This is a genomic window from Pseudomonas sp. BIGb0381 (assembly GCF_024809815.1).
Classification (GTDB): Bacteria; Pseudomonadota; Gammaproteobacteria; order Pseudomonadales; family Pseudomonadaceae; genus Aquipseudomonas.
The window spans coordinates 169,037-195,529 of sequence record NZ_JANUEN010000009.1 but is presented as its reverse complement, the minus strand read 5'-3'; the positions used below and the strand labels follow the sequence as shown (position 1 = coordinate 195,529).

Sequence of the window (26,493 nt, the reverse complement as noted above, 5' to 3'; positions counted from 1 at the left end):
ATAATGAAGATGTTCAGGATTCAATACGATGAGGCAAAAAACATCGCCAATCAGCAGAAGCACAAGGGCATAAGCCTGGCGGACGCAGAACCGGTGTTCAACGATGAGATCGCCCTGACGATACAAGACCACGATCACGATGAAGAGCGCTGGGTGACCATGGGCACTGACGCGAGGGGACGAATTTTGGTAGTGACATACACTTACCGCGATCCGAATTTCGTACGCGTTATCAGCGCCAGGCTCGCATCAAAAAATGAACGGCGCCGTTATCTGGAGGCTTGAACAATGAAAGACGAATACGATTTCACCCACAGCAAACGCGGTGCTGTCGCCAGCAACAAGGGCAAGACCCGCATCACCATCATGCTTGACGATGCGGTAATCGATGCCGCCCGTGAACGCGCAGAAAGCGCCGGTACGGGCTATCAAACCGTGATCAACAATCTGTTGCGTCAGGCGTTGATTTCGCAACAAGCACACAATCTGGCGCCCGCCCCAAAGAAGCGGGCTAAAACCCTGCAAGTTATCAACAATGGCATTAGCCTTTCTGAGGTTGAAGCACTGGAACAACAACTCATCGCTGTCGCTGGCGAGTTGAATCGCGTGCTGGGCACAGCCAAACCGGCCGATTGACCAAGGCTTTCTGAGACCTGCCCCAACTCCCGCTTGAGTGGCTAACGGTCCAGCGCCCCATCCCAGCGGGCAATGAACAGGGTGGCCACGCCGTTGCCGATCACATTGATCAGTGCGCCGCCTTCGGAGATAAACCGGTAGACGCCCAGTACCAGCACCAAGCCTGCTGCCGGTATCACATAGATCGAGCCGAGGGTGCGGCCCGCACCCCGAACTAATTTGAACGAACCCCCACGTTTATCCATCAACACTGAAGGACCTATCAGACACGAGAGCGGCTTGTGTCGCTCCTACGCGAGCTACGACCCCGGCGGCCTTGATCAGGCCCCTGCACTCTTCGCTCGCACATGACGACCTTGGGGTGAAGGCCATGGCAGCAAACATGCGTGAAGCGTCGAAACAAACCGACTGGGAAGCAGAGCTGGCCAGGAACACCGAGCTGTTCTACGAGGCAGACCGCCTGGAAACGCAGGCCTACGCCATCATTGGCAGCAGCCTGGCTGATGCCGGCGCGTGGTTGCGTTTTACCGAGGCAAAACAGGTGGCGGACGCTAAGCGCACCGAGGCCTATCAGGACCTGATGCGCATTCGGCGCGATATGGAAGCTGAACGCTCCGACTGAGGTGGCCGACTTGGGCTACGGTCGTCGCGCAGCGGCGTAGAGTACGCCGAGGGTGGCCTTTGCATGGGGCTTCAGAGTGCCTCAGGCAGAAAAAACCTCCGCGCACCCTGTGTTGTTGTTTTGTGCCGGACCGGCTGCTGTCGAACAAGCTGCGCCTGAACCTGGGCGACGGCATCCAGCACCCGCTGTGCCCAGTTCTCGTCCTGGGGGTCCACCACTACCACGCGAAAACCATGGTCATGGCCTTCACTGCGCACGCCTTCGGAGTCATCCACATGCAGGTCGATGTCGAAAGCCGGCGGGAATTTAGAGGGTGCGTTCGACAGGCCGTGCGCCGTCAGCGCATGGTTGTGCAGCACGCTGTTGACCACACCGTCGACGCGGATGCCGTAGAGCATCAGCCAGCGGCGGATATACGACGGCGTGCGACCGGACGAGGTGTAGACCCAGATGCTGCAGCCCTGGCGGCGTAGTTCGCGGGTCAGGGACCGTGTGCCGATACGCAAGGGCTCACCCAGCCAACGGTGCACGCAGGCCGGCAGCCGGCTCGGCTCGACGTCGCAGTGGTGGAGCTGGCAAGCCAACGTGTCGTCGATATCGAACGAAATGCGGATGCGCGGCCGCTTGACCAGCTGCATCGAGAGCACGCGCTGGAGCGCCTGCCCTGCCCTGGCTAACAGGGAATAACCGCTCATCAATGGCCCCCTTGATAGACGGGCAAGGACTGGCCTTTAAGAAAAAACTTCATCGGATCCGGCGCCTGTTCTTCCAGGAAGGCGGCGTATTTTTTCTTGATCTTGGGCAATTCGTACAACGCCTTGACTCCATGTTTGGCTGAGTTGCGGATGACAGACGAGGGGTTGAAATAGCCCTCGGCGTTCTCCAGCGTCAGCACGAACGGCGGCAAGCCTGCACGCATCAGCAAATAGCTGACGATCAGGGAGCCACTGCGGTTGTTGCCTTCAATGAACAACTGCGGCTTGCTGAGGATGCGTACATACACCCCGGCTGCACGCTTCCAGACTGATTCACTGCGGTACGCGCAGTACCAGTTGTACAAGTCCTTGATGCCGCCCTCGACGTTGTTGAAGAAGTGTTCCTCGGTCGCCGCCAGGTGCTGGGCGTATTCCAGGCGGCGCGCCGGGTCGCTGCCACAGAGTACGGTGGCGTTGATCTCCAGCATCAGGTTCAGTTGCTGAAGGTCAAACAGGTCGACGCCCCGCGCCACATAGTCATCAATCAGCGCGTAGCCTTCAAGCACGTTGTGCAGCACTTCGTCGGTCAACGGATCGCGCGGCTCGGTAAAGTCCCGGCTGAGCTCGGCGAAGCGCTGTTGCACCTCACGCAGTGCGCGTTCAATCGCGGGCAAATCAAGGCGTCGTGTTGCAGGCATTGGCATTCCCATAAGCAGTTGAAAATACGGGAGCATCCGAGCTCCCGCAGGGGCATCAGCTGAACTTGCCGCTGATGTAGTCCCCGGTCATTTGTTCACGCGGATTCTCGAAGATCTGCGCCGTCGGGCCCATCTCCACCAGGTAGCCGGTGCGCGTGCCCTGGGAAATATCCACCGAGAAAAACGCCGTGGTGTCGGCCACACGGATCGCCTGCTGCATGTTGTGGGTCACCAGGGCGATGGTGTAGTCCTTCTTCAGCTCGACCATCAATTCCTCGACCCGGCGCGTGGCGATCGGGTCAAGCGCCGAGCAGGGTTCATCGAGCAACAGCACTTCAGGCTCGGTGGCGATGGCGCGGGCGATGCACAGGCGTTGCTGCTGGCCACCGGACAGCGACAGGCCGCTGACCTTGAGCTTGTCCTTGACCTCATCCCACAGCGCAGCGCCTTGCAGGGCGTGCTTGACGCGGTCGCCCAGGTCGCCTTTGTAGCGGTTCAGGCGCAGGCCGAAAGCGACGTTGTCGAAGATGCTCATCGAGAACGGGTTCGGCTGCTGGAACACCATGCCGATATAGCGGCGCACGACCACCGGGTCCACGCCCTTGCCATAGACGTCCTGGCCGAGGAAGTGCACATGGCCCTCGAAACGGAAGCCCTTGACCAGGTCGTTCATGCGGTTGAGGCTACGCAGCACGGTACTTTTACCGCAGCCGGAAGGCCCGATGAAGCCGGTGATCTTGTTCTTTTCGATCGGCACATGGCTGTCACGCACGGCCATGAAGTTGCCGTAGAAGATCTTGTCCAGCTTGCAGTCCATGACCACAGGCGCCTGGGTGACAAACGGAGCGGCTATTTGCGCAGTTGATACGTTCAAGATTCAGATGCTCCCGTTTTCAATACTTTGGCTTGCCGAAGATACGGCTCACGATATTCACGACCAGCACGATCATTACCAGTACCAGCGACGCCGCCCATGCGAGTTCAAGCTGGTTGTCGAAGGGCATGCCGGAGAAGTTGTAGATGAGCACGGCCAGCGAGGCCGTCGGGTTCATCACCGCCAGGCTGCCGTCGTGGTAGATCCAGTAGTTGCTGAACAGCGCGGTAAACAACAGCGGCGCGGTTTCGCCTGCGGCGCGGGCCACGGCGAGCATCACGCCGGTGAGGATTGCCGGCAGGCCGGTGGGCAGGACGATTTTCCAGATCACCTGGGAGCGGGTGCAGCCCATGCCGTAGGCGGCGTCCTTCATGATCTTGGGCACCATGCGCATCGACTCTTCAGCCGTCAGCACCACGATCGGCAGCATCAATACCGCCAGCGCCACACCACCGGCCGGGGCCGAGTAGGTGCCGGTGGTCATCACCACCAGGGCGTAGGCGAATACACCCGCCAGGATGGAAGGCAGGCCGGTGAGCATCTTCGCGGCAAAACGCGCGGCGTTCGCCAGCTTGCTGTCCGGCCCCAGTTCGGCGAGGAAGATCGCCGCCATGATGCCGACCGGCACGGCGATGGCAGCGGCAATGCCGACCATCACGAAGGTACCGGCCATCGCGTTGCCGAAACCGCCGCCGGTCTCGAAACCGGTGGGTGGCAGCTCGGTGAACACTTCAAGGCTCAGGCGCGCACCGCCGCGGGTGATGAGCATGTAGAGCACGGAAATCAGCGGTACGCTGGCCAGCAGCGCGCCCGCCCAGACCAGGGTGGTCAACACCAGGCTGCGCAGGGCACGGCCTTCGAACCGGCGCTGCAGGCTGGGCAGTGCGCCTGCAGGGGACGTCAGGTCGGTTGCAGCAGTGAGATCAGTCATCACTTATTACCCCGTTGGGCGTACATCATGATCATGGAGCCGAAGATGTTCACGATCAGCGTGATCAACATCAGCACCAGTGCGGCGTACATCAATACTTCGATCTCGTTCGGCCCGGCTTCAGGGAAGTTCAGCGCCAGCAAGGCTGCCAGGGTGTTGGCCGGTGCGAACAGCGACAGCGAGATGTTGTTGGCGTTGCCCACCAGCATGGCCAGGGCCATGGTTTCACCGAGTGCGCGGCCCAGGCCCAGCACCAGGGAACCGAAGATGCCGGTGGCGGCGGACGGCACCATCACCTTGAGAATCGCTTCCCAGTGGGTGGTACCCATGCCGTAGGCGGCTTGCTTGGTTTTCATCGGCACGGCGGTGAGCGCATCCTGCGACACGGCGGCGATGGTCGGCAGAATCATGATGGCCAGTACCAGCGCCGCCGGGAGCAACCCCGGGCCGCTCAGGGACGTGCCGAAAAAGGGGATCCAGCCAAGTTCAGTGTTCAACCATGCGGTCAACGGCCGGATCGCCGGGATGACCACGTAAATGCCCCAGAGGCCGTAAACGACGCTGGGGATGGCCGCGAGCAGTTCGACGATGGTACGAAACACCGCCGCCAGCTTCGCCGGCAAAAAATCCTGGGTGAGAAAAATCGCCATGCTGACGCCAAAGACGCCTGCGATCAGCAACGCGATAAAAGCACTGTAGAGCGTGCCCCAGATGGCCGGCAGAATGCCGTACTTGCCTTGGTTGACATCCCACACGCTGCCGAGCAGCACGTCAAACCCGTGCTTTTCCATGCCTGGCAGGGCCTTGCGGCCGACTTCGAACACCAAGGCAAACACCAACGCCAGCACCAGAACCACGCCTATTCGCGCAAGCGCACGGAAGGTGCGGTCAACCAGGAAGTCCTTCGTAGAAGGTGGCTGGCAGGCAGAATCCGGGTTACCCGGTACGACAAACGGTGTGTTCATTGGCTAATTCCGGAACAGGGGGGTAACTCTCCCAGCAAGGCTGACAGCACCCGCCGAGAGAGGCCTCACGAGCGTTACTTGATGTTGGCAGACGCTTTGCGAACCTGATCGACCACCGATGGCGGCAGCGGGATATAGCCCATCGAGTCGGCGATTTTCTGACCTTCGGTCAGGCTGTACTCGACCATTTCACGCATGGCCTTGGCCTTGGCCGGGTTGCCGTTGTCCTTGCGGAAGATCATCCAGGTGTAGGAGGTGATCGGGTAGGACTTGGCACCGTCCGGATCTGGCAGCCAGGCCACCAGGCTTTCCGGCATCTTCACCGCCGCCAGTGCTTCGGCACCGCTTTCGGCGTTAGGTACCACGTACTTGCCAGCCTTGTTTTGCAACTGGGCAAAGTCAACCTTGGCCAGCTTGGCGAAGCCGTATTCGATGTAGCCAATCGCGCCTGGGGTCTGGCGTACGGTGGCGGTCACACCATCGTTCTTCGGCGATTTGATGAATTTGTCGCTGGCTGGCCAGTTGACGGTGTTGCCTTCACCCAAGTCCTTCTGGAACTGTGGGTTGATGGCCGACAAGTGCTTGGTGAACACGGCAGTGGTACCGCTGGAGTCTGCACGCACGACCACGGTGATCGGCATATCCGGCAGTTTCAGGCCAGGGTTGGCGGCGACGATCTGCGGATCGTTCCACTTGGTGACCTTGCCCAGGAAGATGTTGGAGTACACATCGCGTGGCAGCTTAAGTTCTTTAGGATTGCCTGGCAGGTTGAACGCCAGCACGATTTCGCCTGCGGTCATCGGCAGCAACTGCACGCCTTCGGCGACCTTGGCGATGTCTTCATCTTTCATGGCCGAGTCACTGGCGGCGAAGTCCACGGTTTTGTTCAGGAAGTCCTGTACACCCGCGCCACTGCCTTTGGACTGGTAGTCAACCGTGACGCCTTCGGTCTTCTTGCTGAAATCCTTGAACCAGGTGAGGTAGATCGGCGCCGGGAAGCTGGCGCCAGAACCTGTCAGACGGACGTTCTCGGCAGCAAATACCGAGGTGGCACTTAGAGAAACCGCAACGGCGAGTGCAGCAGACTTCATCAGACGTTTCATTCAGGGAAATCCTTGTGATTACGGGCTCCCGGCACTTTGCAGCAGCTTTGTTACGCTTTTATGAAAATTGAGTGGCAAACCGCTATTTCTTCCCGCCTTTCCGCCACTGCCATGCATTTCGATGTAATTGGTTGGTAACAAAATGCGACTAAGACTTTGCCATCTCCCCCCCACGACGCGAGTGCCTCCCATGTCTGCAGTAGACGACGCCTTGATCCAGCGCATCCACCGAGAGCTGCTGGATCACAGTGACGAAGAGCTGGAACTGGAATTGTCCGAAGACGGGCACGACCTGAATGCGCTGTTCGATGAGCACGTCGAGGAAAGCCCGGAAAAGGCCGCGCGCAGGATTTATTTCAGCGAGCTGTTTCGCCTGCAAGGCGAACTGGTGAAGCTGCAAAGCTGGGTGGTCAAGACCGGCGCCAAAGTGGTGATCCTGTTCGAGGGCCGCGATGCCGCCGGCAAAGGCGGTGTGATCAAGCGCATTACCCAGCGCCTCAACCCGCGGGTCTGCCGCGTCGCCGCCCTGCCCGCCCCCAACGACCGCGAACAGACGCAGTGGTACTTCCAGCGTTATGTCTCGCACCTGCCGGCCGCCGGTGAAATCGTGCTGTTCGACCGCAGCTGGTACAACCGCGCCGGCGTCGAACAAGTCATGGGCTTTTGCAACGAAGACCAGTACGAGGAATTCTTCCGCACCGTGCCGGAGTTCGAACGCATGCTCGCCCGCTCCGGCATCCAGTTGATCAAGTACTGGTTCTCCATTTCCGACCAGGAACAGCACCTGCGCTTTCTCAGCCGCATTCATGACCCGCTCAAGCAATGGAAACTCAGCCCCATGGACCTGGAGTCGCGTCGGCGCTGGGAGGCTTATACCAAGGCCAAGGAAGTCATGCTCGAGCGCACCCACATCGCCGAAGCGCCATGGTGGGTGGTGCAGGCCGATGATAAAAAGAAAGCCCGACTCAACTGCATCCACCACCTGCTCGGGCAGATGCCTTATGAGGAAGTGGAACTGCCGGTGATCGAGCTGCCGCAACGGGTCAGGCAGGAGGACTACTCGCGCAGCCCGACGCCGGTGGAAATCATCGTGCCGCAGGTCTATTAACGCAGGACGCAATAGATTCCCCAGTGGTGAGCGGACCGTTCAGTTAAGAGCGAACACCGTACCTGTGGTGAGCGGGCTTGCCCCGCTCACTACAAGGGTCCATTCGTCATAACGTTTACGCTTACGGCGCCGGCTCCACATCCTTGAACACCAGCCCTTGGCTATCGCTGACCTGCCATGGATTGGCACCGCCGGTCTGGCTGAAGACCACGTGGTCGAAGCGTGAGTCTTTCAGTCCATCAATACGCGCCTTGGCTGCGCCGCGAAAGCGCACACGCTCGAACACCAGGCCCTGATGGTAGGCGTTGTGCAAGGCATCACCCTTGACCTCGATCGCCGCCCCTTGGGCATTCTCGACGCTCACGTCGCTCACCCGAATGTCCTTGAACTGCCCCGCTATCGTTGAGCGCTGATAGTCGAGCTTGGCGTTCGGGTCGTTGTAGTCGAGGGTAAAAATGAACGCCTGCTTGACGGTGTTGCGGATCGCCGAGTCGCGGAATGTCACGTTGCGCGCGCCGCCGCCCATGAAGTTGGTGCTCTTCATGCGCAACCCGGCATCAGTGCCGTCCGACACGTTGTCTTCGGCCAGGATGTTCTGGATCCAGGCGCCGGTATGGCTGCCGGCGACCACCATGCCATGGCCCTTGCGGAAGTAGTTGTTGAAGATCCACGCATCTTCCTGCGGCGGCTGATGCACGGCATCGGCACCGGTGCCGGCAGCGAAGTTCACGCAGTCATCACCGGTGTCGAAGAAGTTGTTGAACACCATCGCCCCCTTGCTGTTGGCGAACTCGATGCCGTCGCCGTTGTTGGCGTCGTAGGTCTTGTGGGTGGTGTTGGCCAGCACCACGTTCTCGGTCTCCAGGTTCATGATGCCGTGGAACGCCGGGTTCACCACGGTGAAGCCGCCGTAGAACACGTTCTTCACATTGCGCAGGGTGATCAGCGAGGAGCGCATCTGCCCGTAGGCATCCTTGACGTTCATGCCGCGCGCCACGGCCTGTTCCACCTGCGCCTTGGCGAGGATGCCGTCCTGGGCATAGCGGGTATTGTCGCTGGGCAGGTAGAACGGCAGTGCCTGGCCACGTTCGTCGACGACATCGGCGTTGCGCTTCCAGCCATTGCCGTCGAGGGTGCCCTTGCCGACGATGCGGATGTTTTCGAATGACTGATGCTGGCGTGGATCGCGAGGCAACGCGTTGATCAGCGAGGCCGGGCGCACGGTGGTGGAATACGGGTACTGGATGTAGCCGGCCAACGGGTAATCTTCGGCGCGCTCGGAGCCGAGCAAGGTCGCGCCTTCGGCGATCTCCAGGATCATGTTGCTCTTGAGGTAGAGCGCGCCGCTTTTGTAGGTGCCTTGAGGGAGCAAGACTTTGCAACCGACGCTGCAGGCATCGATGGCGTTCTGAATCGCCTGGGTATCGAGATGGCTGCCATCGCCTTTGGCGCCGTATTTTTTCACGTCAAATACCGCCGCAACCTGGGTGGTGCGCTGCAGCACCGGGGCGCTGTCGGCGGACTCTTTGCCGTTGCCATCCACGGAGCGCACGGTGAAGCGGTACGCGGTGTCGGGCTTCAGGCCCTGGGCGGTGAAGCTGTGAATGCCGATGCGATGGTGGAAGTTGGCGGTGTCTTGCCGATAAAACCGGTCGATGTAGGGTTTGGCCGGTGACACCTGGTCATTGTTGGCATTGGCGCTGCCCAGCAGCGTGCCATTGGCGTAGACCCGGTAATCCTTGATGTCGGCGTGATCGGCAGGCTTTTCCCACACCAGGATGATTTGCCGGTCATCAAAGGCCAGCGTCGGTACTTGCAGTTTTGACGGGGCTTGCAGCGCCCATGACAGCGGGCTGCAACCGAGGACCACCAGGGCCAGCGCGCAACGCACCGGTCTTTTTTTCGAGGGTTGATACGGCATGTTGTTCTCCTTGTTTTTGCCGGTATTCACACCGAGGGGCGCTACATCTGCCGCCCGGATTCTTCGAGGTAGTTGATAAGGCGGTTGTAGGAGCGGGCAAGCCCGCTCCTACAAGGGGCTTACTGGGCGCCCAGCGCCTTGATCAGCACGTCCAATTGCTCCACTTCTTCCGGCAACAAGTCGGTCAACGGCGCACGCACGGGGCCGGCGTCGTGGCCGACCAGGCGTGCACCGGCCTTGACGATACTCACGCCATAACCTTCGCAGCGGTTGCGGATCGCCAGGTACGGCAGGAAGAAATCATCGATCAAGCGGCCCACGGTGGCGTGGTCGTCGGCGGCCACCGCGCGGTAGAAATCCATCGCGGTTTTCGGGATGAAGTTGAACACCGCCGAGGAATACACCGGCACGCCCAGGGCCTTGTAGGCCGCGGCATAGACTTCGGCGGTCGGCAGCCCGCCGAGGTAGGTCAGGCGGTCGCCGAGGCGGCGACGGATCGACACCATGGATTCGACTTCACCGATGCCATCCTTGAAACCGATCAGGTTCGGGCAGCGCTCGGCCAACTGTTCCAGGCTGTCGGCGTTGAGTCGGCACAGGTTGCGGTTGTACACCACCACGCCGAAATCCACCGAGTTGCACACCTGCTCAACATGGGCCACCAGGCCTTTCTGGCTGGCTTCGGTGAGGTAGTGAGGCATCAGCAGAATACCGGCGGCACCGAGGCGCTCGGCCTCCTGGGCGTAGGCGATGGCCTGGCGTGTAGGGCCCCCTGCCCCGGCGAGGATGGGCACCTGGCCTTTGCAGGTGTCCACGGCAGTCTTGATGATCTGCGTGTACTCCTTGGCTTCCAGGGAGAAGAATTCCCCGGTGCCCCCCGCCGCGAACAACGCGCTGGCGCCGTAGGGTGCCAGCCACTCCAGGCGGCGGGCATAGGTGTCGGCACGGAAGTCACCGGCCGCGTCAAAGTCGGTAACCGGGAACGAGAGCAAGCCGGAAGACAGGACTGTTTTTAGTTCTTGTGGCGTCATGTTCGCAAACCTCAAATCGAAAAATAAAGGGGATACCTAAAGAGGTACGTCATCGTACAACTGTAGAAGGTCGTTAGCTAGTTCTAAGCGCTTTTGTTTGTGCCATTATTATTTAATCAATAAAACCATAAGCTTGCGTGAACAAAACATGAAGTCACGCATCATCAATAAGCCATAGTCATACGATGACTATAGAGATCAGCCGACCTTACGCCCTACAGACTCCTGACTGAAGTCACGGCTGGCCTGCACCAGCATGCGCGTGTAGTCGTGCACGGCCTGGTCCTGACTCAAGGCCTGGCAGTCGAGCAATTCGACGATCCTGCCGTGCTGCATCACCGCCACCCGGTCGCACAAGTGAGTGACCACCCCCAGATCATGGGTGACCAGCAGATAGGTGAGTTTCTCGCGCTGACGCAGGTCCGCCAGCAAGTTGAGGATCTCGGCCTGGACCGACACATCCAGGGCCGAGGTCGGCTCATCCAGCAACAGCACGCGGGGCTCAAGGATCAATGCGCGCGCAATGGCCACGCGCTGGCGCTGCCCACCGGACAACTGATGCGGATAGCGGAAGCGGAAGCTATCGTTGAGGCCGACCTTGAGCAGGATCTCGTTGATCCTGTCGTCCTTGTCTCCTACCCCGTGGATAATCAGCGGCTCACGCAGGGCGGTATCGATGGTGTGCCTGGGGTGCAGGGAGCCGTAGGGGTCCTGGAAGACCATCTGCACTTTGCGAAAATGCTCCTTGGGAATCTTGTGCTGCAACGGCGCGCCGGCGATGCTCAGCTCCCCGTTCCAATGCCGGTATTGCCCGGCCAGGCAGCGCAGTACGGTGGTCTTGCCCGAACCGGACTCCCCCACCAGGCCGAACGATTCGCCGTCGGCGACACTCAGGCTCACATCGTGCAGCACCTGGTTGATGGCAGCGCCTGTGCCGAAACTCAGGTTCAAGGCGTGCGCTTGGATCATGGGCATGGTCAGGTTCCTTATTGAGTCAGCCAAAGTGGATCGCGCTTGAGCACCGGCAGGTGCACGCGACGGTTATCCATGCTCGGCAGCGCGGCCAGCAGGCCACGGGTGTAGGGATGCTCGGCGTATTGCAGGTCGCAGGCAGCCAGGGATTCGACGACACGCCCGGCGTACATCACCAACACGCGGTCACAGTAGTTGCGCACCAGATTGAGGTCGTGACTGACAAAAATCAGCCCCATCTGCTGCTGGTCCACCAGTTCTTCCAGCACGCTGAGCACTTGCTGGCGCACCGAGACATCCAGCGCCGACGTGGGCTCATCGGCAATGATCACTTCCGGACGCGTGATCACCATCATCGCGATCATGATGCGCTGGCCCATACCGCCGGACACCTCGTGGGGGTACAGGTTGTAGACCCGCTTCGGATCGCGGATATGCACCTGCTCGAGCATCTGCATGACCCGCTCGCGCGCATCACTGCGACTGGCCTTGTGGTGGGCCAGGTAGGCTTCGGCAATCTGGTCGCCCACCTTGACCACCGGGTTCAGCGAGTACTTGGGGTCTTGCATGATCATCGAGATGCGCTGGCCGCGAATCTTCTGCATCGCCTTTTCACTGGCCGAGAGCAGATCGACCTCGCCAAACGCCATGGCCTTGGCGGTGATTCTGGCGCTGGGCGGATGCAGCTTGAGCAGGCTGCGCCCGACGGTGGACTTGCCTGAGCCGGACTCACCGACAATCGCCAGTTTCTCCCGCCCCAAGGTAAAGGACACATCGCGCACGGCGTGGGTTTCTTTCTGGCCACTGACGAAGCGCACATTAAGCCCTTCGACATTCAGTTTGATGGCGGACATAAGGTGTTCTCCGATTATTCGCTGCGCGGATCAAGGATGTCCCGCAGGCCATCGCCCAACAGGTTGAAGGCCAGGCTGACCAACATGATCGCCGCCCCAGGCACCGCCACCAGCCACCAGCACTCGAGCATGTAGCGGCGCCCGGTGGAGATCATCGCGCCCCACTCCGGCAGCGGCGCCTGGGCACCCAGGCCGAGGAAGCCCAACGCGGCGGCGGTGAGGATGATCCCGGCCATGTTCATGGTCAGGCGGATGATCACCGAGGACAGGCACATCGGCACGATATGGCGCAGGATAATCCGCGCCGGCGACGCACCTTGCAGTTCCACGGCGACGACAAAGTCAGCGTTGCGCAGGGACAAGGTTTCGGCCCGCGCGAGCCGCGCAATCGGTGGCCATGAAGTCAAGGCAATCGCCACCACCGCATGCTCCAGGCCAGGGCCCAGGGCGGCAATAAAGGCCAGCGCCAGGACCAGGCTGGGGAAGGAAATAAAGATGTCGGTCAGGCGCATGAACACGGTGTCGACCGCCCCGCCGAAGTAGCCCGAGACGGTGCCGATAAACAGCCCGATGGGACCGACGATCACGGTTACCAGGGCAATGATGTACAGCGTGATCCGCGAGCCATAGACCAGCCGACTGAAAATATCCCGGCCATATTCGTCGGTGCCGAACCAGTGCGCCGAGCCCGGCGCCTGCAAGGCAGTGGCGAGGTTTTGCGCGACCGGGTCATGGGTGGCGATCCACGGCGCAAAGGCCGCGACCACCACCAATAACAGCGCAACCAGCAGGCCCGCCAGGGTCATTGGGTTACGCAACAGGTGACGCAGCACCCGCAGGCCGCTCTTGCAGAAGGCATCGAAGCTGGAGCCCGGCGAGCGATCCACCGGCCGCTTCGCCGCCGTGTCGATGGAAGACAGATTGGCATTCATAAGCATCTTCTCTGTGTGAATTCTGAAGGGCCGCAGCCCCACTCAACGCTGCTTGTAGACACCCAGGTAACGGGTGGCCTCGGCATCGTCACCGCTGAAACCCTTGACGTCGGCAGCGCTGACCACGGTGTCGGTCATCTGCGAGATCATCAGGATCGGCCCCACCTGCTGGTCATAGAGCGTCTGCGCCTGGTGATACAGGCTGACCCGCTGTGCCGAATCGCGCGTTACGCCCGCCTGGTCGATCAGGCTGTTGAGCTGCGGATTGAAGAATGAAGCGCGCCAGCCCTGGAAGTTCGGCAAGCCAGCGTCATCGCTGTTGTTGGGGTTGTAGGCGAAGGTGCGCAGGCTGAAATACGGATGCGGATAGCGCTCGGCGCCACGGGCCACGATGATCTCGAAATTGCGCGCGCGCATGGCGCCGTAGACCTGGTTGCCGGTGCCGGTGACGATACTGGCCTTGATCCCACCTTCGGCCAGGGTCGCTTGCAGGCGCGCGGCGATGTCGATGAACGGTGGCTCCGACAGCGTGCGAATAGTAGTGTTGAAACCGTCGGGGTAACCCGCCTCGGCGAGCAGCTTTTTCGCCTTGGCCACATCCATGTGATAGCCCGGATCCGGCAAGCGCGCTTCCAGCCCCAACTGCATCGGCTGCTGATTGAGCTTGCCGTAATACGGCATCACCTGTTCATCCAGGCCCTTGTAGTCGATCAGGTTACGCACGGCTTCACGCACCTGAGTCTTGGCAAACTCGGGTTGCTTCATGCTCATCGCCACGTAGTACATGGTGCCGCGCGGCAATGATTGCACCTGGATCTTGTCCGAGCCGTCGATGGCGCGAATGTCGGGCGCCGCCATGCCGTAGGCCAGGTCGAGGTCGCCGCGTTCAAGCATCAGGCGCAAGGATTGGGATTCGGTCATGTGCCGCACCACCACGCGCTTGAGCTTGGCCGCGCCGCCCCAGTAACCGTCAAAACGGGTCAGCAGCAGCGAATCGTTGGCGCTCCATTTGGTCAGCACGAAGGGGCCACTGCCCGCCTCGTTCGTCACCAGCCAGCCGGCGCCGAGGTCGCCGTTTTTTTCATGCGCCAGGGCCGTCTTGCGGTCCACTACCACGGCGCTCGGCGAGATCGCCAGGGAGTCCACCAGCAGCAGCGGGTCCATGGTCTGCGGCAGGTCGATGACCAGGGTGTGGGTGTCCGTAGCGCGGATCAGCGATTGGATATTCTCGACGCTGTAGCCGTAGGCCTTCCATGTGGTGGCCAGGCCGAAATTGAGCTTCATCACCCGGTACAGCGACCACGCCACGTCCTCGGCGGTCAGCGGGTTGCCCGAATGGAATTTCACATCCTGACGCAGATGAAAGGTCACCTGCTTGCCGTCTTCGCTGATGTCCCAGCGTTCGGCCAATTGCGGCAGGTGTTTTTCCGGGTTGCCCTGGTCGCGCTTGATCAGCGTGTCGTAGAGGTTGGCGTTGACGCCGGAGGCATCCAGGCCGGGCGCATTGGCCGGGTCGATGGAAAACAGGTTGACCATGCTCATGCCAACGATCAATTGATCGGCGGGGGTCTTGGCGCTGGCCGTTGTCATCGGCCCAAGGGCGAGTATCGCCGTCAACAGGCCAAGGTGCAGTGTTGAAAAGACCGTCTTCATGCAAAATTCCTTCTTTTTATAGTTTTATCGGTACGGCGCAGTGCGTTAACGGGTACGGGGGTCGAATACCTTGTACAAGGCGTCGCTGATCAGGTTGAGCGCGACGAAAATCAAGCCGATCACCAGCACGCAGCCCATCACCGCGTTCATGTCGCCGAGCATCAGGCTGCTGGTCAGGTACTGGCCGAACCCCGGCCAGGCAAACACGGTTTCGATCAGCACCGCACCCTCCAGCAACGAGCCGTAGGCCAGCGCAACCACCGTCAGCAATTGCACGAGGATGTTGCGAAACGCATGCCCCCACACCACCTGGCGACGGGAAAGGCCCTTGACCCGCGCGGTGATGATGTACTCCTGGGACAGCTGCTCGAGCATGAAGCTGCGGGTCATGCGGCTGATATACGCCACTGAATTCAGGCCCAGAATCAGCGCCGGCAACACGATGTGGCGCAGGGCGCTGGCGAAGGCCTCCCAGTCACGTGCCAGGGTCGAGTCGATCAGCAGCAGGCCGGTGACCTCGGGCACCATGCCGTCATAGGCCAGGTCGATGCGCCCCGCTCCACCGGCCCAGCCGAGCCAGGCGTAGAACACCAGCAGCCCCATCATGCCCAGCCAGAAAATCGGCGTGGAGTAGCCGAACAAAGTGATCACCCGCGCCACGTGATCGCCGAGACGACCCTGGTTGCTGGCCGCACAGACACCCAGCGGCAAGCCGATCAGCACGCCGAACAGGATCGCCAGGGTGGCCAGTTCGATCGTCGCGGGGAATACGCGCAGGATGTCGTCGAGCACCGGGTGGCCGGTCAACAGCGCATTGCCGAAGTCACCGTGGAGCAGGTCGTTGAGGTAAAGACCGAATTGGGTCCAGATCGGCTTGTCCAGGCCCATCGACCGGTACACCTGATCGTAGGTGGAACTGTCGGCATCCGGCCCGACTACCGCCAGCACGGGGTCGAGCGGCATGACCCGGCCGATGATGAACGTCAGGGCCAACAGGCCGAGCAAGGTCACCAGCACCGTACCGGCACGCCGGGCTGTGTTGGACGCGCGAGCGCCCATGACAGAGGCAGTCATAACAAACATAGTGAGCTCCTGATAATCGGTCAGCGCTTCTTGTAGACGTCTTTGTAGCGCGTGGTCGCGGCGGTATGGCCCTGGAAGTCGGCCACGTCGTCGTACACCACCACGGTGTCGGTCATTTGCGAGACCGGCAAAATGGCCCCGACCTGCTGATCGACCTGCTCCTGGATGTCGCGGTATTGGGCCAGTTGCTTGCCTGTGTCAGGCTCGACTTCCGCGCGCTCAATCAGCTGGTTCAGCTCAGGGCTGTAGAAGGACGTGCGCCAGCCCTGGAAGTTGGTGAGCTTGGCTTCATCGCGGTTATCCGGGTTGTACACCAGCGTACGCAGGCTGGAGTGCGGATGCCGCTCCGCGCCGCCACCGCCGCGGCCGACGATGATGTCGAAGCTGCGCTCACGCATCGCGCCGTAGATCTGGTTGCCCGTGCCGGTGATGATGCTGGCATCGATACCGGCTTGGGCCAGGGTCGACTGCAGGTTGGAGGCAATGTTGATAAACGGCGGTTCGGCGAGCACGCGGATGGTGGTCTTGAAACCGTTCGGGTAACCGGCCTCGGCCAGCCAGGCCTTGGCCTGCTTGACGTTGAGCGTGTAACCCGGATCCGGCAGGCGCGCGGCCAGGCCCAGCGGCAGCGGCCGTTGGTTGATCACGCCGTAATGGGGCATGACGGTCTGGTTGATGCCCTGGTAATCGATCAGCGCACGCACGGCCTTGCGCACACGCGCATCGGCAAACATCGGTTGCTTCACACTCAGGGCTACGTAGTACAGCGTGCCGCGCTGCAAGGTCTGGGTGCGGACCTTGTCGCTTTTCTGCAGGGCTTCGATGTCCGGCGCGGACATGCCTTTGGCGATGTCCAGGTCGCCGCGTTCGATCATCAGGCGTAACGACTGCGACTCGGTCATGTTGCGCATGACGATACGTTTGAGCTTGGCCGGACCGCCCCAGTACCCATCGAAACGGGTCATCAGGATCACGTCGTTGGCGCGCCAGTCATTGAGCACAAACGCACCGCTGCCGGCGGCGTGAGTCACCAGCCAGGCGGCGCCCATGTCGTTGTTTTTCTGGTGTTCGAGAACTTTTTTGCGATCGAGGATGAACGCACTCGGCGACGTCGCCAACGTATTGAGCACCAACAGCGGGTCGGTCGGCCGAGGCAGTTCGATCACGAAGGTCGCGGCATCCGTGGCACGCATGTAGCGCTCGACGTTCTCGGCGGTAAAGCCGTAGGCCTTCCAGGTGGAAGCCAGCGCCAGGTTGAGCTTGAGCACGCGCTGCAACGACCAGGCAACGTCTTCGGCACTCAGGTCATTGCCGGACTGGAATTTCACGCCGGTGCGCAGGTTGAACGTCAGGGTCTTGCGGTCATCACTGACCTGCCAGCGCTCGGCCAGCGCCGGTACCAGGCGATCCGGCTGGGCGACGTCCTGCACCAGCAACATGTCATAGAGGTTGGCGTTGATCTCCGACACGTCCAGGCCGGTGGCCGCCGCCGGGTCGAGGGACAGCAGGTTGATCATGCTCATGCCGACGATCAGCTGATCGGCCGGTGTCTTGGCAAAGCTTGCAGGTACGGCGGTAACGGCCAGGGCGGCGACGAATACCCGCGCCCACAGCGAGGGGAAAATGTTCATAACAAGAGTGCCTTTTTTATATTTATAGGGCTCTTGATCAGCCCGACTTATGCCGGACTGACCGTGTACACGTCAGAAGCTTTTAAGCGTATTGGTCTCGATGAAGTTGAAATCGATATCTTCACCCAGGCCCGGCAAGTCGGACAGGTGCACAAAACCGTCGCTGTCCATCGGGTCTACCAGACGCTTGAGGTAGGCCGGTACTTCGTCGTAATCCAGGTACGGGTGCAACAGGCCACGCTCATACCAGGTGCAGTTCTTGATCGCGCCGACGACAGCCAGGTTGGCGGCACCGTTGCCATGAATCTCGCAATCCATGCCGAAGGATTCAGCCAGGTGCGCAACCTTCAGGCACGGCGCAATACCGCCGACACCCGCCACACCGGCGCGCAAGATATCGCACACATCGTGCTTGACCCAACTGGCGCGGCTCAGGTGTTTGCCGGACAGGGTTTCCGGGCCCAGCACCGGAATGTCCAACTGCCCCGCCAGCCAGGCATAGGACTCGGCGGACTCTTCCATCATCGGTTCTTCGAACCAGGCGAAGTCGAGCTTCTCCAGCTCACGCCCGATGTACAGCGCTTCGGTGCGGCTGTACCAGTGATAACCATCGAGCATCAGGGCGATGTCCGGGCCGACTGCTTCGCGTACCGCAGCACAAGCCTGCACGTCGATGCGCGGGCTCGGGGCGAAGGACACCGGCGGCATCCAAGTGTGCAGCTTGATGGCCTTGTAGCCGCGCTGCACCAGGGTCTCGGCAAAACGCCCGTAGTCTTCAGGGGTCGCCAGGCCACCGGGCAGTTCGTCGCCACACATGGTGGAACCGTAGGCCGGCACTTTGTCGCGGAAACCACCAATCAACTTGTGTACCGGTACACCCAGTTTGCGCCCAGCCCAATCCCACAGGGCCTGCTCCACCAACGCCAAGGCGCGGTCGGTCAACTGGCTGGCACTGCCACGCTGCCAATGCGCGAGGTCATGCCAGATTTTTTCGCGATCGAAGGCGTTCTGCCCCACCAGCACTTTGCGCACGAAACCATCAAGCACATACGGGCGGATCAGTTCAGGGGCGCCGAAGGCATAACCCTCGTGACTGTCTTCGGTCTGGATGCGCAGCAAAGCCATCTGCGCCTGGGTGACATCACCCGGGTGCGCATGGCCGGCGCTGTCCACTGCGCGGCGGGTCGGGTAGGAAAATACCTGGACGTTGACTGCTGTGATTCTCATGGACGTCGTAAGCCTTCTTATTGGATTTGTGACGGAAGTGTCGTCTGTTGCGATCGATCATAGGTCATCGTACAACGCTTGAAAAGACCCAATAACCCGCCTCTCGCCTGCGTACATTTTCAGTAAATCCCGACAAAACCCTTATTTTTAAAGACAACCAAGGAATAACCAGGATTGCTGTAAAGCCCTATTCATTGGGCACATATATTTCAAAGTGTTTCAAAACCACCGATAACCCATAGACGAGTCGTCTTGTCGTACGATAACGTATATCGGCACCTTAGATGAGATCCATACGCAACAACGCACTGCCGTAGCAACCGTCAAACGACCCTAACAAAAACAAAAAAGAAGACCGTATGAACACCACCCTACGCACGCTCGTTACTGCCCTGACCCTCGGCCTGCCGCTGTATGTCAGCGCTGACTCTGCCAGCATCAACTACCGCCACCAGTTCACCGAGGAGGACAGCGCCCACGCTGACCGAATCAAGCTCAACTACCGCCTGGACAGCGGCCTGGGATTTGAAGCGGAAATGAAATACCGCACCGCCGGAGACCGTGAAGACGTTGCCTACGACAACATGGTCAACAACGGGCACGAGTTCACCGTGAGCTACAACTACAAACTCAGCGCGCAATCGACGTTGACCCCGGCGTTCCAGATGGACAGCTCGAAAGACTCGACCACCTACAAGTTCGGCCTCAAGTACAACTACAAGATCAACGACGCCTTCTACGCCGCCACGCGCTATCGCCTGGATGCCAAGAAGCTGGACCGCGATCAGGTCAACGAGGACTTGCCCGACCACATCAAGGATGACCAGACCACCCATCGTTTCGAGGGCTGGCTCGGCTACACGCCGGCCAGTAAGTGGGCGTACGAATATCAGTTCATCTACTTCAAGACTGACTACATCCGCTACGACAACAAGAAGAGCGATTACGAACAGAACCTGAGCGTCAAATACAAGCTCAACAAGGAATGGGCCCCGTTCATGGAGATTGGTGATGTGAAGGTCAACGCCACGTCCGAAGACCGCCAGGCGCGGTGGCGCCTGGGCATCCAGTACAACTTCATGTAAAGCCTCCACGACTTGCCTGGCGAGTGCGCATCGCTCGACAGGCAAGCCACCTGCATTCAGCGTTCAATGGAAGACCTGACCATGACCACACAACCCAAACCCTTCACGCGCATCTTGCTCACCGGCGCCGCCGGCGGCCTGGGGCAAATCCTGCGGAACACCTTGCACGCCCATGCCGGCATCGTCCGCGCCTCGGACATCAGCCCCATGGCGCCCAGCCGTGGTGAGCACGACGAAGTGATCACCTGCAACCTGGCCGACAAGGCCGCCGTTGCGGCGTTGGTCAACGGCGTCGACGCCATCGTTCACCTGGGCGGGATTTCCGTGGAGCGGCCGTTCGAGGAGATTCTCGACGCCAATATTCGCGGCACATTCCACATTTATGAAGCGGCGCGACAACAGGGGGTCAAGCGGATTGTGTTTGCCAGTTCCAACCACGTCACCGGTTTCTATCCCCAAGACGTTGAACTGGACGTGCACTCACCGCGCCGTCCGGATGGCTACTACGCCCTCTCCAAGGCCTACGGCGAAGACCTGGCGGCGTTCTACTTTCACCGCTACGGGATTGAAACCGTGAGTTTGCGCATCGGCTCGTCGTTCCCCGAGCCGCGCAACCGGCGGATGCTTTCGACGTGGCTTAGCTACACCGACCTGGACCATCTGGTGGCGCGCGCCCTGCTGGCCAAGGAAGTCGGGCACAGTGTGGTGTATGGCGTCTCGGACAATCGGGACCGCTGGTGGAGCACTCGGCACACGGAGCACCTGGGCTTTGCACCCAAGGACAGTTCGGAAGCGTTTCGCGCCAAGGTCGAGCAACAACCGCCAGCGCCGGCTGATGAACCAGGCAGCCGGCTTCAGGGCGGCGCATTCACCGCGGCGGGGCCGTTCGATAACTCGGCGGCGGCGGCTTCATAGGCCCGGCGCATACGCTCGCGACTGTTGGACAGGTGCAGGCGCATCGCCGCCCGAGCCGCATCGGCGTCACGGCGCAGGATGGCTTTGTAGATGTCCTCATGCTCACGACTCAAGCGCTCCAGGAAGGGCTCCTTGTTGTCGTTGGCCAAGCGTTTTGAGTGCAGGCGTGTGCGCGGCAGGATGTTGACCCCCAGGTGCAACATGATGTCGGTGAAGTAGCGATTGCCCGTGGCCAACGCGATCTGCTGGTGAAACTGAAAGTCTGCCGACACCGCATAGTCGGCACTCACCGCCCGCGAGTTCAGCGCATCCAGCGAGTCGCGCATCACCCGCAACTGCTCGTCGGTGCGCCCCACGCACGCCAGGCCGGCGGCCTCCACCTCCAGGCTGATGCGCAACTCCAGCACGGCCAGCACATCCTGCAAGGTCACGATGCTGTCCGGGTCGATGCGAAACCCGCTGGGGCTGGGGATATCCTTCACAAAGGTGCCGACGCCGTGCCGGGTTTCCACCAGGCCCGCGGCTTGCAGGCGCGAAATGGCCTCGCGCACCACCGTGCGGCTCACGCCATGTTCGGCCATCACTTCAGATTCGGTGGGCAGCTTGGTGGCACGCGGCAGCTCACCGGAACAGATGCGCCGGGAAAGCTCGGTGACCAGTTCTTCAGCCAGGCTGCGGTGCCGGCGGCGAACGGTGGGCTGGACGTTCGGGTTGTCCATCAAGAACGGGTATCTCGGTTAGCGGAGGAACGCGCATCATAGCGCATTCGGTTGTACGACAACCTTTCCTGTCCGTTCGCAGCGCCTTCGCCTACACGAAAGACTCTGCCAGGCCGCTCTCGACGGTTACTGAGCGGACTAAAAATGTGCAGGATTGCTCAACGCCTCGGTGCATGATCGGGCTATGATCGGCCGATATGAACCGGATGCCCAACGCCCCATGTCTGTTGATCTGCAAGCTCTCTACCCGAAACTGATCCACCTGATGCTGGATACGGTCTTTGTCGTCGACGGTGACAGCCAGATTGTCTTCGTCAGCGATGGCTGTGAGGCCCTGCTCGGCTACCGTGCCGACGAACTGATCGGCACCCTGATCACCCACTACATGCACCCTGAAGACCTGGCGCGCACCCGGGCCTCCATTGTGCGGGTCATGAATGGCCAATCCCATGTCGACTTCCGCAACCGCTACATACGCAAGGATGGCAGTGTCGTGCACATCCTGTGGGCGGCCTTCTGGTCCCAAGAAGTGCGCGCGCGCATCGGGGTCGCACGGGACGTGACCGCGCTCACCCAGGCCGAAGAAGAACTGCGCTTCCTTGCCCATCATGATCCGCTGACCGCCCTGACCAACCGGTCACTGTTCAATGATCGGCTGGACCGCGCCCTGCACCTAGCACAGTCCCACAACCGCAACTTGGCGTTACTGTTTCTGGACGTCAATGATTTCAAGGGCATCAACGATGTGCATGGCCATGCCATGGGCGATCGGGTGCTGTGTGTGATTGCCCGACGGTTGGAACGCTGCGTGCGCGAGAGCGACCTGGTGGCGAGGATGGGCGGTGATGAGTTCACGGTGCTGCTGACGGACATCCCGTCGCGGGAGGCTATTTCTGCCAAGGTGGTGCAGATACTCGCGGTCATGGCCGAGCCGCTGGGCCCAGAGTTTGGCGGGGTAGTGATGCCGTCCTGCAGTATCGGCGTGGCGGTTTATCCCCAGGACGGAGAGGACGCCGATAGCCTGCTCAGCCATGCGGACGGAGATATGTACCGGGTAAAAAGGCGCCGATTTGCGGCTGAGTGACAAGGCGGTTTTTCGCATCGGGCAGGTCGGTCACCCGCCCAATGCAGAACCCCTCGGACGCTTATAGCCGACAGGCATTGACCTGCGGTACCCGACCGCGCCAGGGCTGGGCCCGCTCCAACTGCCCCGCGAGGGCAAACAAGGTACTTTCTTCGCCAAAGCGCGCGGCGAAATGAGCGCCCATCGGCAAGCCGGCAGCGCTCCAGTACAACGGCACCGACATCGCCGGTTGCCCGCTGGCATTGAACAGTGCCGTGAACGGCGAGTAGCTGTGGAACTGTTCAATCAGATCTTCCAGGCTCAGACGGTCGTCTTGCAGGTCCAGCTCACCGATTGGCACCGGCTCGCGTGCCAGGGTCGGCGTGAGGATCAGGTCGTAATCCTGCATGAACACCGCCAACTGCCGACCCAAGGCATGAATCCACTCCACGGCCCCCGCGTACTGCGCACCACTGACATCGCCCTTGCTGCGCAAAATGATGCGGGTGCGAGCTTCCAGCTCTTCAGGCTGCACAGCGAAACCGCGCATCTGGCCCAACACATCAACATAGTGGCGAGTACTTGCACCAATGATGGTGAAGACCTGATCAAGAAACGTCGGCAACACCACCGGCAAGCTGACCGGTTCAACGCGGTGGCCCAGGGATTCACACAACCTGGCGGCCTGGCGCACGGCTTCCACACTTTCGCTGGAAGTCGGCCAAGGCCCGAGGTGCTCAACCAGGGCGATGCGCAGCGGCCGGGGATCACGCTGCAGCGCGGTGACATAGGGCTGTGCCTGCAGCGGCGCAGCATAAGGTGCGCCCAGGTCGATCCCGGCCGTGGCATCCAACAGCGCGGCGCTGTCACGCACCGACAAGGTAATCGCATGGGGGGTGCCCATGCCGGCCCAGCCCTCGCCGATCATCGGCCCGGACGGCAACAGCCCACGGCTGGGTTTGAAGCCGAACACCCCACAGCAGGACGCCGGCACGCGCAAGGAACCGCCGCCATCGTTGCCATGGGCAAACGGTACGACGCGCGCCGCCACCAAGGCTGCCGCGCCGCCGCTGGAACCGCCGGCACTGTGGCCGATATTCCAGGGGTTGCGTGTGGCGCCAAAGCGGTTGGACTCGGTGGAGTACGACGTGCCGAACTCGGGTGAGGTGCTGGTGCCGAGAATCACACACCCGGCACGACGGATACGGCTTACATGTTCAGCTTCAAAGTCAGCGCGAGCGCCTCCCAACGCCTGCGAGCCATTGGTCATCGCCGCGCCGTTAACCGGTGAAAACAGGTCCTTGATCAAGGTCGGTACCCCGGCAAACACACCGTGGCCGGGGCGCGATGCGCGTGCCGACTGCCGCGCCGAATCGTAAAGCCGCTCGGCCACCGCGTTCAGCTGCGGTTCGACCCGTTCGATACGCTCAATCACCGCTTCCAGCAGCTCGGCGGGCTGCACCTCACCGCGCCTGACCCATTCGGCCAAACCGGTGGCGTCCTCGCTGTCCAGCAGGTTGTGGATGTCCATGTTCGTCTCCTATTGATTATGAATGACTTGATCCGAATGCCTGGGTCAGCGCTTTGCGCCGTGCTTGCAGGCCTGCCAGTGCCCAGGCCAGGGCCGAGGCAAAACTGGCACAGGCCAGCCACAGGATTGAACGACGTACGTCACCCGAGTAAACGCTGAGCAAGGCCACCACCAGCGGGCTGACAAATTGACCAAAATACAGAAACGCCGTGAACCCACCCAAGCCGCGCCCACGGGTTTTCGCGCTCAGGGCATTCATCACCGGCGCCATCGCGTTGGGCACCAGCAGCCCGGCGCCCAGGCCATGGATCAGCACTGCCACAAACACCATGCTGTAGCTCGGTGCGCGCATCAGCAGCCACAATCCCAGGCCCAACAGGCTCAGCAACAGCGCATTGCAGCCGGGGATACCGATGCGTCGGCGCAGCAGCGGCCAGGCTAACGAACCACCTAGGGTTGCCAGCAGACTGCCCCCCGCCGACAGCCCGATCATCGTGCTTGAAGTAATGCCGAGGCTGACGAGTAAAACCGGCGCCTGGATCGGCACGATAAAACTCAGCACCATCCCACTGAGGATCAGCAGATAACCGAGCACCAGGGGCAGCACGGCCACCCTGCCCTGTTCAGCCACCTCGGCGGGCTGGCGAGCGGCTGCGGCGGGCTCCCACAGCACCTTGATCATCATCGGCACCAACAACAGTGGCAGCAGGTACAGCAGGAATGGCAGGCGCCAGGAGTGTTCGCCCAACGCGCCGCCCACAACATAGAACAGCGAGCCGACCAAACCGATGGTGACCACCTGCCGGTTGATATAGCGCAACCGCTCCTCGCCGTGCCAATAGTCGGCAATCAGCGTGGCGCAACAGGTCATCACCGCAGCCTCCGCCGCACCGAACAATAGGCGCACGCCGACGATGGCGGGCAAGTTATCCAGCAGCGCCGGGATAGCCCCGAGCACGGCATACAACAGGGTGGCGATCACCAGCAACGCCTTGCGCCCGACCCGGTCGGCCAACCAGCCGGCCAGCGGCGCGCACAGCGCAATCGCCAGTGCCGGCCCGGTGACCGCCAACGGCACCAACAAGTCGGCACGCGGTTCCAGCGCACCGAACTCGGCGCCCAGCTTGGGCAGGATCGGCGCCACCATGGCCGCGCCCATGATGGTCAGGCTGCTGCCCAGCATCAGCACCAGCCCTTCACGGCGCCCGGTGGCTTGCCGTGGTGATGGGGAATCGGAATGTGATGAGTTCATGGCCAGCCCCTTAGAAACTTTGAGAAATGCGCAGCGCCACGGTGTAACCCTCGGCACGGTTGCGGGCATCGGTTTCCTTATAGGCATGCAGCCACACGGGCGGCAGGCCGGGCTTGAAATAACTCACTGCAGGACCGACAGCCAGCACCCGCGCGCGGTTGCCCGATTGCAGCCCGGGCGCGTCGTCATCGCTGAACTGGCGGTAGTAATAGCCACCCAGGCCAAGAGTCCACGGCCCCACGTGCTGGCCCACGGCAAACTCGTGACGGTACTCGACACCGTTCTTGTAATCGGTCGCGGGGTTACGGGTATTGACGTCGACTTCAAAGCTGGAAGAAACCTCGAAGCCACTGTCGGTGGTGTAGGTGGCGTTGACGATCGGCGAGAACGTCCAGTGATTGAGCCCTGGAGAAATCAAACGATTCTTGTCGTAGTCACCGGTGGGCGTCTGGATCTGCAACTGCGTGTTGATAAACAGATTCGGCGACAGGTTCCACTGCAGGATCACCGGCAACAGTTGCACGTCGGCCATTCGAAACGGATCGGCCTCCAGGCTCAGCGGCCCCACCGGCGTCTGCACCTTGACGGAAGCGTCCATCTTGAAAAACGGCACCACGGCGCCGAAACCATAGGTGGCGCCCAATACGGTGTAATCGGTCATGCGCATATAGGCAACGCCGATGGACAACACATCCAGTGAGAAGTGGTTGTCGACAGCGCGCCCTTGGCGATCCTTCTGCACGTTGGCCGAATAGAATGCCGTGCGCAGCCCTACAGTTCCGAAAGGCGTGGCCGGCGGCATCATCCCTGCGCCAAAGTCATAGACACCGACGGCCGTCGTCGGCGCACCGTTCTCGGTGGCCTGGACACTGGCGCAGCAACCCAGCAGACCCAGGGTGAACAGCGTCATGCGTGCGGCGCTTGCGTTATTGTTATGAATCATCGAATGCCCCTCCCATCAAGTGGTGTGGGCCATCCTAGTAACGCGCGAC

Annotated in this window: 26 protein-coding genes and 1 pseudogene; 7 read left to right on the top strand and 20 right to left on the bottom strand. The window is 61.1% G+C overall.

Annotated elements, in window-relative coordinates; all coding sequences use genetic code 11:
- Nucleotides 1-3: 3 nt before the first annotated feature.
- Both M2397_RS22935 and M2397_RS22930 read left to right on the top strand, forming a co-directional pair.
- The gene (locus M2397_RS22935) at nucleotides 4-285 is read left to right on the top strand and encodes a BrnT family toxin (protein ID WP_131698822.1); all 282 of its coding nucleotides are present in this window, start codon (nucleotides 4-6) and stop codon (nucleotides 283-285) included.
- 3 nt (nucleotides 286-288) lie between these two features.
- Complete coding sequence (locus M2397_RS22930) at nucleotides 289-636, top strand: BrnA antitoxin family protein (RefSeq protein ID WP_027603523.1); 348 nt, start codon at nucleotides 289-291, stop codon at nucleotides 634-636.
- A 41-nt stretch (nucleotides 637-677) separates the two neighbouring features.
- On the opposite strand, the pseudogene M2397_RS22925 reads toward M2397_RS22930, so the two are convergent.
- Nucleotides 678-836 (bottom strand): annotated as a pseudogene (locus M2397_RS22925) (C4-dicarboxylate transporter DctA); the annotation flags it as partial.
- Between the two features lie 170 nt (nucleotides 837-1,006).
- Here M2397_RS22925 and M2397_RS22920 point away from each other — a divergent pair.
- Nucleotides 1,007-1,258 carry a hypothetical protein gene (locus M2397_RS22920; RefSeq protein WP_145337183.1) on the top strand — a complete coding sequence of 84 codons (252 nt, stop codon included), beginning with the start codon at nucleotides 1,007-1,009 and terminating at the stop codon, nucleotides 1,256-1,258.
- 71 nt (nucleotides 1,259-1,329) lie between these two features.
- On the opposite strand, the gene M2397_RS22915 is transcribed toward M2397_RS22920, so the two are convergent.
- The 6 genes from M2397_RS22915 to pstS all read right to left on the bottom strand — a co-directional run bounded on the left by M2397_RS22915 (nucleotide 1,330) and on the right by pstS (nucleotide 6,524).
- On the bottom strand, nucleotides 1,330-1,953 hold the full coding sequence (locus M2397_RS22915) for a hypothetical protein (protein ID WP_259244475.1): 624 nt from the start codon (nucleotides 1,951-1,953) through the stop codon (nucleotides 1,330-1,332).
- Entirely contained in the window at nucleotides 1,953-2,651 is a 699-nt protein-coding gene (locus tag M2397_RS22910; protein ID WP_259244474.1) for a hypothetical protein, read from the bottom strand. Before M2397_RS22910 ends, M2397_RS22915 begins: the two co-directional genes overlap by 1 nt.
- 55 nt (nucleotides 2,652-2,706) lie before the next feature.
- Nucleotides 2,707-3,468, bottom strand: coding sequence for a phosphate ABC transporter ATP-binding protein PstB (gene pstB / locus M2397_RS22905; protein ID WP_010210300.1), 762 nt, complete (start codon nucleotides 3,466-3,468; stop codon nucleotides 2,707-2,709).
- Nucleotides 3,469-3,544: 76 nt separating this feature from the next.
- Nucleotides 3,545-4,456, bottom strand: a complete 912-nt coding sequence (gene pstA, locus M2397_RS22900; protein WP_131698826.1) for a phosphate ABC transporter permease PstA — start codon at nucleotides 4,454-4,456, stop codon at nucleotides 3,545-3,547.
- Complete coding sequence (gene pstC / locus M2397_RS22895; RefSeq protein ID WP_053139617.1) at nucleotides 4,456-5,421, bottom strand: phosphate ABC transporter permease subunit PstC; 966 nt, start codon at nucleotides 5,419-5,421, stop codon at nucleotides 4,456-4,458. Before pstC ends, pstA begins: the two co-directional genes overlap by 1 nt.
- 74 nt (nucleotides 5,422-5,495) lie before the next feature.
- Entirely contained in the window at nucleotides 5,496-6,524 is a 1,029-nt protein-coding gene (gene pstS, locus M2397_RS22890; protein ID WP_131698827.1) for a phosphate ABC transporter substrate-binding protein PstS, read from the bottom strand.
- A 190-nt stretch (nucleotides 6,525-6,714) separates the two neighbouring features.
- Between pstS and ppk2 the strand changes: the two genes are divergently transcribed.
- On the top strand, nucleotides 6,715-7,632 hold the full coding sequence (gene ppk2, locus M2397_RS22885) for a polyphosphate kinase 2 (RefSeq protein WP_131698828.1): 918 nt from the start codon (nucleotides 6,715-6,717) through the stop codon (nucleotides 7,630-7,632).
- A 121-nt stretch (nucleotides 7,633-7,753) separates the two neighbouring features.
- Here ppk2 and M2397_RS22880 read toward each other — a convergent pair whose 3' ends face one another.
- The 9 genes from M2397_RS22880 to M2397_RS22840 form a co-directional block, all read right to left on the bottom strand.
- Nucleotides 7,754-9,553, bottom strand: coding sequence for a glycoside hydrolase family 28 protein (locus M2397_RS22880; RefSeq protein ID WP_259244473.1), 1,800 nt, complete (start codon nucleotides 9,551-9,553; stop codon nucleotides 7,754-7,756).
- Between the two features lie 119 nt (nucleotides 9,554-9,672).
- Nucleotides 9,673-10,584, bottom strand: coding sequence for a 5-dehydro-4-deoxyglucarate dehydratase (gene kdgD, locus M2397_RS22875; protein ID WP_046035395.1), 912 nt, complete (start codon nucleotides 10,582-10,584; stop codon nucleotides 9,673-9,675).
- 198 nt (nucleotides 10,585-10,782) lie between these two features.
- Complete coding sequence (locus M2397_RS22870) at nucleotides 10,783-11,559, bottom strand: ABC transporter ATP-binding protein (protein ID WP_053139627.1); 777 nt, start codon at nucleotides 11,557-11,559, stop codon at nucleotides 10,783-10,785.
- A gap of 11 nt (nucleotides 11,560-11,570) precedes the next feature.
- Complete coding sequence (locus M2397_RS22865; RefSeq protein WP_027603511.1) at nucleotides 11,571-12,410, bottom strand: ABC transporter ATP-binding protein; 840 nt, start codon at nucleotides 12,408-12,410, stop codon at nucleotides 11,571-11,573.
- 14 nt (nucleotides 12,411-12,424) lie between these two features.
- Entirely contained in the window at nucleotides 12,425-13,342 is a 918-nt protein-coding gene (locus M2397_RS22860; protein ID WP_027603510.1) for an ABC transporter permease, read from the bottom strand.
- 42 nt (nucleotides 13,343-13,384) lie between these two features.
- Complete coding sequence (locus M2397_RS22855) at nucleotides 13,385-14,995, bottom strand: ABC transporter substrate-binding protein (protein WP_167654941.1); 1,611 nt, start codon at nucleotides 14,993-14,995, stop codon at nucleotides 13,385-13,387.
- 45 nt (nucleotides 14,996-15,040) lie between these two features.
- Nucleotides 15,041-16,078 (bottom strand): ABC transporter permease, encoded by a 1,038-nt coding sequence (locus tag M2397_RS22850; protein ID WP_065923970.1) that lies wholly within the window; start codon nucleotides 16,076-16,078, stop codon nucleotides 15,041-15,043.
- 20 nt (nucleotides 16,079-16,098) lie between these two features.
- Entirely contained in the window at nucleotides 16,099-17,709 is a 1,611-nt protein-coding gene (locus tag M2397_RS22845) for an ABC transporter substrate-binding protein (RefSeq protein ID WP_145337174.1), read from the bottom strand.
- Between the two features lie 72 nt (nucleotides 17,710-17,781).
- Nucleotides 17,782-18,936: a mandelate racemase family protein gene (locus M2397_RS22840; protein ID WP_259244472.1), complete on the bottom strand. Its 1,155-nt coding sequence runs from the start codon at nucleotides 18,934-18,936 to the stop codon at nucleotides 17,782-17,784.
- A gap of 359 nt (nucleotides 18,937-19,295) precedes the next feature.
- Between M2397_RS22840 and M2397_RS22835 the strand changes: the two genes are divergently transcribed.
- Together M2397_RS22835 and M2397_RS22830 are read left to right on the top strand one after the other, a co-directional pair.
- Complete coding sequence (locus M2397_RS22835) at nucleotides 19,296-20,021, top strand: oligogalacturonate-specific porin KdgM family protein (protein WP_259244471.1); 726 nt, start codon at nucleotides 19,296-19,298, stop codon at nucleotides 20,019-20,021.
- Between the two features lie 81 nt (nucleotides 20,022-20,102).
- A complete protein-coding gene (locus M2397_RS22830) occupies nucleotides 20,103-20,936 on the top strand; it encodes an NAD(P)-dependent oxidoreductase (protein WP_131698836.1) in 834 nt (277 codons plus the stop codon).
- Here M2397_RS22830 and M2397_RS22825 read toward each other — a convergent pair.
- On the bottom strand, nucleotides 20,876-21,655 hold the full coding sequence (locus M2397_RS22825) for a FadR/GntR family transcriptional regulator (RefSeq protein WP_131698837.1): 780 nt from the start codon (nucleotides 21,653-21,655) through the stop codon (nucleotides 20,876-20,878). The genes M2397_RS22830 and M2397_RS22825 overlap by 61 nt on opposite strands.
- A 220-nt stretch (nucleotides 21,656-21,875) precedes the next feature.
- Here M2397_RS22825 and M2397_RS22820 point away from each other — a divergent pair, with 220 nt between their 5' ends.
- Complete coding sequence (locus M2397_RS22820; RefSeq protein ID WP_145337172.1) at nucleotides 21,876-22,739, top strand: sensor domain-containing diguanylate cyclase; 864 nt, start codon at nucleotides 21,876-21,878, stop codon at nucleotides 22,737-22,739.
- 61 nt (nucleotides 22,740-22,800) lie between these two features.
- On the opposite strand, the gene M2397_RS22815 is transcribed toward M2397_RS22820, so the two are convergent.
- Genes M2397_RS22815 through M2397_RS22805 form a run of 3 tightly spaced genes read right to left on the bottom strand, consistent with a single transcriptional unit; the run spans nucleotide 22,801 to nucleotide 26,444 of the window.
- Nucleotides 22,801-24,249: an amidase gene (locus tag M2397_RS22815; RefSeq protein WP_259244469.1), complete on the bottom strand. Its 1,449-nt coding sequence runs from the start codon at nucleotides 24,247-24,249 to the stop codon at nucleotides 22,801-22,803.
- Nucleotides 24,250-24,265: 16 nt separating this feature from the next.
- The gene (locus tag M2397_RS22810) at nucleotides 24,266-25,501 is read right to left on the bottom strand and encodes an MFS transporter (RefSeq protein ID WP_131698840.1); all 1,236 of its coding nucleotides are present in this window, start codon (nucleotides 25,499-25,501) and stop codon (nucleotides 24,266-24,268) included.
- A 10-nt stretch (nucleotides 25,502-25,511) separates the two neighbouring features.
- Complete coding sequence (locus M2397_RS22805) at nucleotides 25,512-26,444, bottom strand: transporter (RefSeq protein ID WP_259244468.1); 933 nt, start codon at nucleotides 26,442-26,444, stop codon at nucleotides 25,512-25,514.
- Nucleotides 26,445-26,493: the final 49 nt, after the last annotated feature.